9 protein-coding genes are annotated in these 12,229 nt (G+C 36.6%); 6 read left to right on the forward strand and 3 right to left on the reverse strand.

What is annotated here, in order from left to right; all coding sequences use genetic code 11:
* Positions 1-51 precede the first annotated feature (51 nt).
* The 3 genes from yidC to rpmH form a co-directional block, all read right to left on the reverse strand.
* Positions 52-897 (reverse strand): membrane protein insertase YidC, encoded by an 846-nt coding sequence (yidC, locus tag ACEN36_RS10895; RefSeq protein WP_407126578.1) that lies wholly within the window; start codon positions 895-897, stop codon positions 52-54.
* Positions 898-919: 22 nt separating this feature from the next.
* Positions 920-1,261, reverse strand: a complete 342-nt coding sequence (rnpA, locus tag ACEN36_RS10900; protein WP_407103056.1) for a ribonuclease P protein component — start codon at positions 1,259-1,261, stop codon at positions 920-922.
* 125 nt (positions 1,262-1,386) lie between these two features.
* Entirely contained in the window at positions 1,387-1,521 is a 135-nt protein-coding gene (gene rpmH, locus ACEN36_RS10905) for a 50S ribosomal protein L34 (protein WP_007725519.1), read from the reverse strand.
* 1,058 nt (positions 1,522-2,579) lie between these two features.
* On the opposite strand from rpmH, the gene dnaA reads away from it, so the two are divergent.
* From dnaA to gyrA, 6 genes are all read left to right on the forward strand, one after another.
* Positions 2,580-3,917, forward strand: a complete 1,338-nt coding sequence (gene dnaA / locus ACEN36_RS10910; RefSeq protein WP_407097269.1) for a chromosomal replication initiator protein DnaA — start codon at positions 2,580-2,582, stop codon at positions 3,915-3,917.
* A gap of 190 nt (positions 3,918-4,107) precedes the next feature.
* Positions 4,108-5,250 carry a DNA polymerase III subunit beta gene (dnaN, locus tag ACEN36_RS10915; RefSeq protein WP_407097268.1) on the forward strand — a complete coding sequence of 381 codons (1,143 nt, stop codon included), beginning with the start codon at positions 4,108-4,110 and terminating at the stop codon, positions 5,248-5,250.
* Between the two features lie 343 nt (positions 5,251-5,593).
* Positions 5,594-5,842: a S4 domain-containing protein YaaA gene (gene yaaA / locus ACEN36_RS10920; protein ID WP_407097267.1), complete on the forward strand. Its 249-nt coding sequence runs from the start codon at positions 5,594-5,596 to the stop codon at positions 5,840-5,842.
* Positions 5,842-6,963 (forward strand): DNA replication/repair protein RecF, encoded by a 1,122-nt coding sequence (recF, locus tag ACEN36_RS10925; RefSeq protein WP_407103055.1) that lies wholly within the window; start codon positions 5,842-5,844, stop codon positions 6,961-6,963. Before yaaA ends, recF begins: the two co-directional genes overlap by 1 nt.
* A gap of 14 nt (positions 6,964-6,977) precedes the next feature.
* Positions 6,978-8,903 (forward strand): DNA topoisomerase (ATP-hydrolyzing) subunit B, encoded by a 1,926-nt coding sequence (gene gyrB, locus ACEN36_RS10930; RefSeq protein WP_407097298.1) that lies wholly within the window; start codon positions 6,978-6,980, stop codon positions 8,901-8,903.
* Positions 8,904-8,919: 16 nt separating this feature from the next.
* Positions 8,920-11,487 (forward strand): DNA gyrase subunit A, encoded by a 2,568-nt coding sequence (gene gyrA / locus ACEN36_RS10935; protein ID WP_407126579.1) that lies wholly within the window; start codon positions 8,920-8,922, stop codon positions 11,485-11,487.
* Positions 11,488-12,229 lie beyond the last annotated feature (742 nt).

Genomic DNA, 12,229 nt, shown 5'->3' on the forward strand with positions numbered 1-12,229 from the left:
TCCTCCATTCAAAACTGTTAGATAATCATAAAGATTTTATAACCTAAACTACTATTTTTTCTTCACATTACGTTTTGTTTTTTGTGCTAATTTCAACGCTCGTTGACGATCTTTTTCTCGTTGTCTTTCTGCGTCTTCTTTTTCTTGTCGCTCTTTTTTTATTTTAAATGGATTGTTGAACAACAGTGTTTGAGCCACAGAGAATCCATTACTTACTACAAAGTACAATGAAACAGCACTTGGTAATGAAATACTGATGAATAAAATCATGATCGGCATCATGTATGTCATAATAGCCGTTGTCGGGTTAGAACCTGCTTGACTCATACTAGATAACTTAGATGTAGCTAAAGTTAATAGAGCTGCCAAGACTGGTAAAATGAAGTATGGATCCGGTGTTCCTAAGTTTGCCCATAAGAAATCACCTGTACTTAATACTTCCGTACGATTAATTGATTGGTACAATGCAATCAACACAGGCATTTGAATCAATAGAGGTAAACAACCTGCTGCAGGGTTTACTCCTGCTTCTTCATATAACTTAGATGTTTCGGCTTGTAATTTTTCTTTTGTTTCAGCATCTTTAGAAGAATATTTTTCTTGCAAAGCTTTTAATTGCGGTTGTACATCTGTCATCTTACGACTACTCTTTGTTTGGTAATAAGTAAGAGGCAAAAGAATGATTCGAATAATCAAGGTAAAGGCAATAATACCGATCCCATAATTTCCTCCAAATAAATTAGACAACCAAATAATAACTTGTGAAAAGTTATAGATAACATATCGATCAAAAAAACCAGTACTGTCACTTGTAATCGGACTTGTACCACATGCTGCTAAGACTACAGTCAGTCCCAACATTCCTAATAAAAGAAGTAATCGCTTACGCTTTTTCACGCTGTATTTCCTCCACTTCTCTTCATTTATCCAACATTTTAGCTAACTTCAGAACGTGAATCAAACTTTTTTTGATTTCACTCGTCGACATAGTCGCTGTCGGCTTACGGGCAATAACAATAAAATCTTTATCTGCTTTTAGTTCCGGCTTCAGTTCAGTTAGACTTTGCCGAACTTTGCGTTTTACTGCATTTCTTACAACTGCATTGCCTATTTTTTTCCCAACAGAAAGTCCAACTCTAAAATGAGGCTGATTTTCTTTCTTTAATACATAAACAACAAACTGACGATTTGCTGTGGATTTTCCGTGATGAAAGACTTTTTGAAATTCGGTTTCTTTTTTTACACGATAAGCTTTCCTCATAACGTTCATTCCCTCATCTTACAAATCTTTTTTATAGAGACCTAGTGACTCATTCAAATTTTTGATACAGTCTGCCCCTTTGCATAAAAAATAGAAAAAAAAGACCACTGAGACGGTCAGTGATCTTATGCAGACAATACTTTTCTGCCTTTACGGCGTCTACTTTGCAATACATTACGTCCATTTTTAGTACTCATACGTTTACGGAAACCATGTACTTTTTGACGTTTACGCTTTTTAGGTTGGTAAGTTCTTTTCATGCGTGTTACACCTCCTGAAAAACTATCTTTCTTAAAATTATTAGGATTTTTAAAGACAGTCTTGAACATTCTAATGATAAAAATTAGACTTGTCAAGGACATCTACCCAATTTCAATCATTCACTAAGATATCATATCATAAATGAAATAAACATAAAACAACTTTTTAGCATTTTCTCATATTTGTCACTTTTTTTTATCCTTTTGTCTAAAAAAATCCATTATGCGATGAGTATCGATCAGTCCTAGGCACACTGCAGCTATTTTTTATTTATATATAGAAGAATAGTTCATTTGCATTTTATAGCGCTTCTTTTTAGCAATTCCTAAAAATATTTTTATTTTGACCTTTTTCAATTTTTTTCTTTTTTGATTCCAGTTTTTCCGAAGGAGATTGCTCACGAATTAATAAGCGATTGTTAAACAATGAACATTTTTTCAGGCCTTCTCTGTGCTTTTTCTTGCTCTATAGTTATCCACACACCTATTTTTCTATCCCCATACTCTGTTTTTGCCATTTTTATTTAATAAACTTCTCCACCATGTTTTCCCGCACTTATGCACATACCAACAACTTGTTACTAGGCTGTCGCTTTTCTTTTGTTAAATTTGTGGAAAACTCTCGTAACCATTGATACAAAAGCTTTTAATCTAAATTTTTATCCACAATTTTTCTGGGATAAAAAAAGAAAATCCAAGTTATCCACCTGTTCTTTTTGCCTTGTGGATAACTTTATACACCTCGTCTGGATATATTTTCAACAGGTGGAAAGTACTTGTGGAAAACTTTTATTTATCGTGCTAGAATAGAAAAAGATATTATCTAGGAGTGTGGCTGGTTTTACCATTTCCTTAAAATGTGTGGAAAAGCTCTCTTTGATATTTAAATACATGGAACAATAAGGAATAGATCTAAATGAATTAGAGCCATACTTATTGAAATGAGAACTTTAAACAGGAAGTAATTTCTTTCTCAACCTATTTACAAACAAAATAGCAAAAATACTAATGAAGTACTGGAGCTTTTCTGGCTCTTATTTTTAAAAGGAGGTTTTCTGTTGGATGACTTGCATTCTCTATGGAACTATTTAAAAGAAAAATTTAAAGATTCACTCTCTAAAGTAAGTTATGATACTTGGATAGAATCTGCCAACCCAATCCGTTTGACGGACAAACATGTGATCGTTGAAGTTCCTTCGTCGCTGCACAAAGAATATTGGGAAAACAACCTGACTACGAGAATCGTAGAAAATATTTATGAATTTTCCGGACAAGAGTTATCCCCAATTTTCGTGATCAAAAATGAGGAAGAGGCTATTGCTGCACAAAAAGAATCTTCTGCAACATCTATAGAACAAAAAAATCCATTCAAAAAGAATGCCTTGTTAAATGACAAATACACATTTGATACTTTTGTTATTGGTAAAGGAAATCAAATGGCCCATGCCGCAGCTTTAGTTGTAGCTGAGGAACCTGGTACTATTTACAATCCATTGTTCTTTTATGGAGGAGTTGGTTTAGGAAAAACCCATTTGATGCATGCTATTGGTCATCAAATGTTATTATTGAATCCAGATGCAAAAATTAAATATGTAAGTAGTGAAACTTTTGCCAATGATTTCATTAATTCAATTCAAAACAAAACACAAGAAAAATTTCGTCAAGAGTACCGGAATGTAGACTTATTATTGGTAGATGATATTCAATTTTTTGCAGATAAAGAAGGAACGCAGGAAGAATTCTTCCATACGTTCAATGCTTTATACGATGATCGCAAACAAATCGTTTTAACAAGTGATCGGCTGCCTAATGAAATACCAAAATTACAAGAACGTCTTGTATCTCGCTTTGCATGGGGGTTATCTGTTGATATCACACCGCCAGATTTAGAAACACGTATCGCTATTTTGCGTAAAAAAGCTAATGCTGAAAGATTAGAGATTCCGGATGATACGTTAAGCTACATTGCAGGACAAATCGATTCAAACATTCGCGAACTCGAAGGAGCTTTAGTACGCGTTCAAGCTTATGCCGCGATCGTGAGTCAAGAAATTACGACAAGTTTAGCAGCTGATGCACTAAAAAGCATGCTTCCATCTTCTAAACCCACAACCATTACGATCAAAGATATCCAATCTGTTGTCAGCAAATATTATCAAATTTCGATGGTTGATTTGAAAGGTAAAAAGCGAGTGAAATCCATTGTTTTGCCACGTCAGATCGCAATGTACTTATCTAGAGAATTGACTTCCAGCTCATTGCCTAAGATTGGGGCTGAATTTGGAGGAAAAGATCATACGACCGTTATTCATGCGTATGAAAAAATTGCGCAAGCTTTGACGACAAATGATCAGTTAAAAAAAGAAATCAGCGAATTGAAAAAAACATTTAGTTGATAAAGGAAATAAATCTCTTTTTTAACATGTGGATAACTCGTTGAGTTTTCCCGAGCTTTTACACAAGTTATCAACATGTGTAAAAGTCTCTGTCGTTTGGGTTCATGTGCGTTATCCACAGTATCAACAAGCCCTACTACTATTACTAAAGTAATTACTCTATTAAAACTAAACAGTCGGAGGTTAATTTATGAAATTTACAATTCATCGAAGTGCTTTTTTAAACAACTTAGCTGACGTACAAAGAGCTATTTCGTCAAAAACAACGATCCCTATTCTTACAGGTGTTAAAATCATTGCTTCCCAAGAAGGACTTACCTTAACAGGTAGCGATTCAGATATTTCAATTGAAGCTTTTATCCCTGTTGAAGATGACAAAAATCAATTGAACATTGAAAAAACAGGGGGTATTATTCTTCAAGCCCGTTTCTTCAACGAAATCGTTCGAAAATTACCAGATGACAAAATGACTATTGAAGTATTGGATCATTTCCAAACACAAATCACTTCAGCATCAGCTTCATTTACGATCAATGGACTGGATCCAAATAATTACCCACATTTACCAGTTATTGACAGCAATGAATCTTTTATTTTGAATGTTAATTTATTCAAACAAGTGATCTCACAAACGGTTATTGCAACGTCTACTCATGAAAGCCGCCCAATTTTGACAGGGGTCAATATCGTTATCGAAAACCAAACATTATCTGCTGTAGCAACAGACAGCCACCGTTTAAGTCAACGGATCATCCCTTTGACAATGAGTGAAGAACAAGCACAACAGAAATACAAAATCATTATTCCTGGAAAAAGTTTAACGGAACTTTCTAAAATTCTAGAAGAAGATGCCGAAACTGCTGAAATGATGATCACCGAAAATCAGGTATTGTTTAAAACAGAGAATTTATATTTTTATACACGATTGTTAGAAGGGATTTATCCTGAAACACAACGTTTGATTCCTGATACATCTTCTACAAGTGTTGTTTTTAATGCGAATTCTTTACTTGGGTCTATTGAACGTGCTTCGCTTCTTTCTCATGAAGGAAAAAACAATGTCGTTAAGCTAGCTGTATCAAAAGATAGAGTGGAAATTTCTGGAAATTCTCCTGAAATTGGAAATGTCCAAGAAGAAATCAACTTTCAATCATTTGAAGGGGAAGCAATCGAACTATCATTTAATCCGGATTATATGAAAGATGCACTAAGAACATTTGGACAATCAGATATTTTGATTAAATTTACATCTCCAATCCGCCCATTTGTCATCGTGCCATCGGAAGACGGAAAAGAATTTGTTCAACTGATTACGCCAGTACGCACATTTTAAGGGCTTTGCGTAAGACGGTTATAAACACACAAAACTTAAAGCAAACCGATTTTGTTGCATATTTATCAATCAAATAATTAAAAAAAACACAGTTCGAGACTTTTTATCTCAGACTGTGTTTTTTTATGTGCATAGATTTATATAGGCAAATTTTTCGTTTCTAGCTATTTTCGGTCCATTTAGGTAGTTTAGACGTTTTTTAGGTAAAAACGAAAGAAACACGTTTATTTTAAGATAAATTTGTAAAATAGCCGAAAAAGGAGTATAATAAAACCAAGACATAAAAGAGATTTGCGTGGATTTTTACGTTCCACGCTTATTTTATTGAAAAGCAGGTGACAAGATGAAAGAAACGGTCTTAATAGACAGCGAATATATTACATTAGGACAATTGCTGAAACATGTCGATATTATTTCAAGCGGCGGCATGGCTAAACATTTTTTAGCAGAAAACAGTGTCTTTTTAGACAATGAGTTGGAAAATCGCAGAGGCAAGAAGATTTTTCCTGGATCGATCGTAGAAATTCCAGGTGAAGGAACGTATTTTATTCAACATGAATCTTCAGAAGAACTTTCTGAGGAATCGCGCTAATGTATATCAATGAAATGAAACTGACGAATTATCGAAATTATGCAGATGCTGAGGTAACTTTTTCAAATGGAATCAATGTTTTTTTGGGAGAAAATGCTCAAGGAAAGACCAATTTGATGGAAGCTATCTATGTTCTTGCGATGGCTAGAAGCCATCGGACTTCAAGTGATAAAGAACTGATTCAATGGGAAAAAGATTTTGCTAAAATCAGCGGCAGAGTCCAGAAAAAGAATTCTTCTTTTCCCTTGGAAATCGTTTTGTCCAAAAAAGGCAAGCAAGCGAGATTCAACCATTTAGAGCAGAAAAAGTTGAGCTCTTATATCGGAAATTTGAATGTGATTTTATTTGCCCCGGAAGATTTGTCTCTAGTGAAAGGTTCTCCTTCTGTGCGGCGTAAATTTGTGGATATGGAACTGGGACAAATGAATCCCGTTTATTTGCACCATTTAGTAGAGTACCAGCACTTGTTAAAGTCGCGGAATCTGTATTTAAAACAGTTGAGTATGAAACAAGCTTCAGATTTAACCTTTTTAGAAGTGTTAACTGAACAAATGGCTGCCCACGGAGCTTCGATTTTGGCGGAGCGCTTTTTATTTGTCGAACAATTGCAAAATTGGGCTCAAACTATCCATCAAGAGATCTCTAAACAAAAAGAAGTGCTGGAAATACACTATCATTCCAGTGTTCCTTTAGAGAATCCAACTGATAAGGATGCTAATTATATCCATCTGATGGATACGTATAAAGCAAACCAAACAAGAGAATTAGAACAACGTACAACGCTTACTGGTCCACATCGAGATGATTTAAAGTTTTATGTCAACGGAAAAAATGTCCAGACGTATGGATCACAAGGACAACAACGAACGACTGCACTGAGTGTAAAACTGGCGGAGATCAATTTGATGCAGGAAATGACCGGTGAGTATCCTGTATTGTTGTTAGATGATGTGTTGTCTGAATTAGATGACAGCAGACAAACTCATTTATTAAAAGCGATTCAAAATAAAGTACAAACTTTTTTAACAACCACTAGTTTAGATGGCATTGAGAAAAACCTTATCGAAGCTCCAAGAGTTTTTAATATCGATCAAGGACAAGTAGAAATGGAGAGTGAATAAGCGTGGCAGAGGAAATGAGAAGCAGAGCTGATCTTGCAAAGGACTATAATGCAAGCCAAATCCAAGTATTAGAAGGATTAGAAGCTGTACGTAAACGCCCTGGTATGTATATTGGTTCAACAAGTAAAGAAGGTTTACACCATTTAGTATGGGAGATCGTAGATAATTCGATCGATGAAGCTCTAGCAGGATTTGCGGATGAAATTGATATTACTATTGAAGCGGATGACAGTATCACTGTTGTGGATAATGGACGTGGGATTCCAGTAGATATTCAAGAAAAAACCGGTCGTCCAGCAGTTGAAACAGTATTTACCATTTTGCATGCTGGAGGAAAGTTCGGCGGTGGAGGATACAAAGTTTCAGGTGGTCTACATGGGGTAGGTTCCTCTGTTGTTAATGCGTTATCTTCTGCTTTAGATGTTTATATTCATAAAGATGGAAAAATATACCACCAAGCTTTTGAGCGCGGAGCAGTAATGAATGATTTAGAAATCATTGGAGACACTGATCGCCATGGAACAACCGTTCATTTTATGCCGGATCCAACGATTTTTACAGAAACAACTACATTTGATTTTGATAAATTAGCTATTCGCGTTCGTGAATTAGCCTTTTTAAATCGAGGTTTGTCTATATCAATCGAAGACAAACGCAATCCAGATCAAGAAAAATACGATTACTTTTATGAAGGCGGAATTAAAAGTTACGTTGAGTTTTTAAATGAAAATAAAGAGGTTATTTATCCAGAACCGATTTTCTTGGAAGGCGAACAAGAAGGTATCGCGGTTGAAGTTGCTATGCAGCATACAGACGGGTACCATTCTAATTTAATGAGTTTTGCGAACAATATCCATACCTATGAAGGTGGAACACATGAGTCAGGGTTCAAAACAGCTTTGACACGTGTTGTAAATGATTACGCTCGTAAAAACAAATTGATGAAAGATAACGAAGACAATTTGAGCGGGGACGATGTACGTGAAGGATTAACAGTAGTAGTCTCTATCAAACATCCGGATCCTCAATTTGAAGGACAAACAAAAACAAAATTAGGAAATTCTGAAGCTCGTACTATAACAGATCGCCTATTTTCTACACATTTTGACCGCTTTTTGATGGAAAATCCGCAAACGGCTAAAAAAATCGTTGAGAAAGGTTTACTGGCGGCAAAAGCTCGTTTAGCTGCTAAACGAGCAAGAGAAGTGACGCGTAAGAAGAGTGGACTGGAGATCAGCAATTTACCTGGTAAATTAGCAGACTGTTCAAGTAAAAATCCAGAAATCAGCGAATTATTCATCGTTGAGGGGGATTCAGCGGGCGGTTCTGCTAAACAAGGCCGTTCACGTATCTTCCAAGCCATTTTACCGATTCGTGGTAAAATATTGAACGTTGAAAAAGCCTCATTAGATCGTATTTTAGCGAATGAAGAGATTCGTTCATTATTTACAGCTATGGGGACTGGTTTTGGAGAAGAATTTGATGTGTCTAAAGCGCGTTACCATAAATTAGTGATTATGACCGATGCCGATGTTGATGGCGCTCATATTCGTACATTACTCTTAACTTTATTCTATCGTTTTATGCGTCCAGTCGTAGAAGCGGGCTATGTTTATATTGCTCAACCACCTTTGTATCAAGTAAAACAAGGGAAAAAAGAAGTCTATTTAGATAGTGATGAAGAACTAGAGAATTATTTGAAAGAGATTCCTGCTAGTCCACGACCTTCTATCCAACGTTATAAAGGACTTGGAGAGATGGATGCTGAACAATTATGGGATACAACAATGAATCCTGAGCACCGAAGAATGTTGCGGGTAACGGTAGAAGATGCAGCGGATGCAGATAAAGTTTTAGATATGTTGATGGGTGACCGAGTAGAACCCAGACGTGATTTTATTGAGACCAATGCTAAATATGTTCAGAACTTAGACATTTAATCAAGGAGGGGAAAAAATGACAGAAAATAATTACGATAGAAAAATAGAAGATATTAATTTGTCAAAAGAAATGCGTACGTCATTCCTTGATTATGCTATGAGTGTTATTGTTGCTAGAGCATTACCAGATGTTCGTGATGGACTAAAACCAGTGCACCGTCGTATTTTATATGGAATGAATGAGCTGGGAGTAACTCCAGATAAAGCACACAAAAAATCCGCACGTATTGTAGGAGATGTTATGGGGAAATACCATCCTCATGGAGATAGTGCGATCTATGAATCTATGGTACGGATGTCACAAGATTTTAGTTACCGTTATCCTTTAGTAGATGGACATGGAAACTTTGGTTCCGTCGATGGTGACGGCGCTGCGGCGATGCGTTATACTGAAGCACGTATGGCAAAATTAGCTACGGAAATGTTGAGAGATATCAACAAAGATACGATTGACTTCATAGATAACTACGACGGTACTGAACGAGAGCCTGAGATTTTACCTGCACGCTTTCCAAACTTACTGGTAAATGGAGCAACAGGTATTGCTGTTGGGATGGCAACAAATATCCCGCCGCATAACTTAACTGAAATCATTTCAGGTTTGCAAATTTTGATGGAGAATCCAGAAGCTACTACAGCCGACTTGATGGAAGCTGTTCCTGGTCCTGACTTTCCAACAGGCGGTCTAGTCATAGGAAAATCAGGAATCAGAAAAGCTTACGAAACTGGAAGAGGCTCAATTACATTACGGGCTAAAGTGGACATTGAAATATTAAAAAATGGACGAGAACGCATCATTGTTTCTGAGATCCCTTATATGGTCAACAAAGCTCGCTTAGTATCTCGCATCGCTGAATTAGCTCGTGAGAAACGGTTAGAAGGAATCACGGACTTAGCGGATGAATCTGACCGTGATGGAATGCGTATTGTTATTGATGTACGAAGAGATGTGAGTGCGAGTGTAGTATTAAATAACTTGTATAAGATGACCTCTATGCAAACTTCTTTTGGATTTAACATGCTGGCTATTGTGAATGGTGAACCAAAAGTTCTTGGCTTGAAGAGTATCCTTGAAGAATATTTAAAACACCAAGAAATCGTTATTCGCAGAAGAACAGCTTTTGACAAGAAAAAAGCTGAAGCTAGAGCACATATTTTAGAAGGTTTAAGAATTGCTTTGGATCATATAGATGAAATTATTTCTATTATCCGCAGTTCACAAACAGCTGATTTAGCTAAACAAACATTGATCAGTCGTTTCGATTTATCGGATAAACAATCTCAAGCTATTTTAGATATGCGTATGGTCCGTTTAACTGGATTAGAACGTGAAAAAATTGAAGGCGAATATTTAGAGTTGTCTTCATTAATTGCCGATTTAGCTGACATACTAGCCAGACCTGAACGAATTCATAAGATCATTGAAGATGAATTGGCTGAGGTTCAAGCTAAATTTGGAGATGAACGTCGTACTGAATTACTAGTAGGCGAATTGTTGAGCATTGAAGATGAAGATTTAATCGAAGAAGAAAATAGTGTTATTACATTAACTAACAATGGTTATATTAAACGTCTTCCTAGTTCTGAGTTTAAAATCCAAAATCGTGGCGGACGCGGAGTTCAGGGTATGGGAGTACACGATGATGATTTCATCGAAACCTTAGTATCTTGTTCAACTCACGATACATTGCTGTTCTTTACCAATAATGGAAAAGTATACCGGTCTAAAGGGTATGAGATTCCAGAGTATGGTCGTACTGCCAAAGGAATACCAGCAATCAATTTACTTGGCATTGATTCTGGAGAGAGCATCCAAGCTATCATCAACGTACGAGGAGAAGCAGAAGAAGGGTTATATCTTTTCTTTACTACTCGAAAAGGGACGGTTAAACGGACAGCTGTAACAGAATTTGCAAATATTCGCAGCAATGGTTTGAAAGCTATCTCGCTAAATGAAGATGATGAACTGATGACAGTTTCTGTAACTGATGGAAACCAAAACATCATTATTGGAACTCATGAAGGACTAGCAGTAAGCTTCCATGAAAGCAAAGTTCGTAATATGGGACGTACTGCCCGAGGAGTTCGTGGTATTCGCGTAGCAGAAGATGATTACGTAGTCGGTATGGATCTACTGAAAGAAGACTCTGAAGTATTGATCATTACTGAAAAAGGATACGGTAAACGTACTGCTGCAAGCGAATATGCTATTCGCGGACGCGGAGGTAAAGGGGTCAAAACAGCTAATATTACTGAGAAAAATGGTGAATTAGTGGGTTTAACTACAGTTAACGGAAAAGAAGATGTCATGCTGATCACCAACTCCGGTATTATTATCCGTATTGGCGTAGGAACTATTTCTCAAACTGGACGTGCAACATTAGGCGTTCGTTTGATGCGCCTAGCAGATGGCGTGATAGTTTCTTCTATGGCGAAAGTAGAACCGGAAGAAGAGGAAGAGTTGTCAGCAGATACTGAAAATACCAGCGAAGTAATCAATGGTTCAGATGGTGAAATCGAAATTCTTTCAGAAGAAGAAATGGCTGAAGAGATTGAATCTGAAGACGCAGATACAGAAGAATAGATTAATCATGTATAGAAAGAAAGAGGGCTGAATATCGAAATTCAGTCCTCTTTTTTTACCGTTTATATTGGAACACTATTCTGGACTAAATCAATGAAGTATCACGACCACATCATACGTATGAAAAAATTTAAATAAAAAATAAGATTACGAATGCTCTCGGCTCTGCTAAAAGAAAAATGCGGAGACGGGCGACATGAACGAGATTTTCCATCTGTTGAGTGAAGTGAAAGACTTCGGTCTTCATTATGAGATAGACCTGCTTTCTTTGAACTTCCCGAAATGTTTAGACACGCTTTTTAAGCTGTGACTCGTTTGAAACCCGTGATATTTCTGGAGGAATAGGGGTTGCTTGTAGCCATGTCAAGGATGAAATGTGAATTAGAGAGCGTTGGCGCTTCAGCGATTACGATTCCGTTTGAAGCTTGAAAGTCTGGAGACTACAGGCTCCAGACGGTCCCATGGCTTTCCACAAGCAAACCCGTCCATCCCGGAGGAAATTTCACCTCATAGAGACGCCCCTACTCATTAAGAGAGCGGTTTAAAAAGAAGACCTTAATTTTTTTGGGAGAAAGTACTTTTCATGCGTATAACGTGTATCACGACATTTAGTTGTGTCAAGCGAAAGTTAAAATGTCCTAAAACCAAGGCTCACATTAATGCAAGCTTTTACTTCGCAAAAGCTTGCATTAATGTGACCGAATTTGTTAAAATTAGTCTTAAGCTGTTTGTTCAGCTTCGT

It is taken from the genome of Desemzia sp. FAM 23989, from assembly GCF_045528345.1.
In the GTDB taxonomy this organism is placed as follows: domain Bacteria; phylum Bacillota; class Bacilli; order Lactobacillales; family Carnobacteriaceae; genus Desemzia.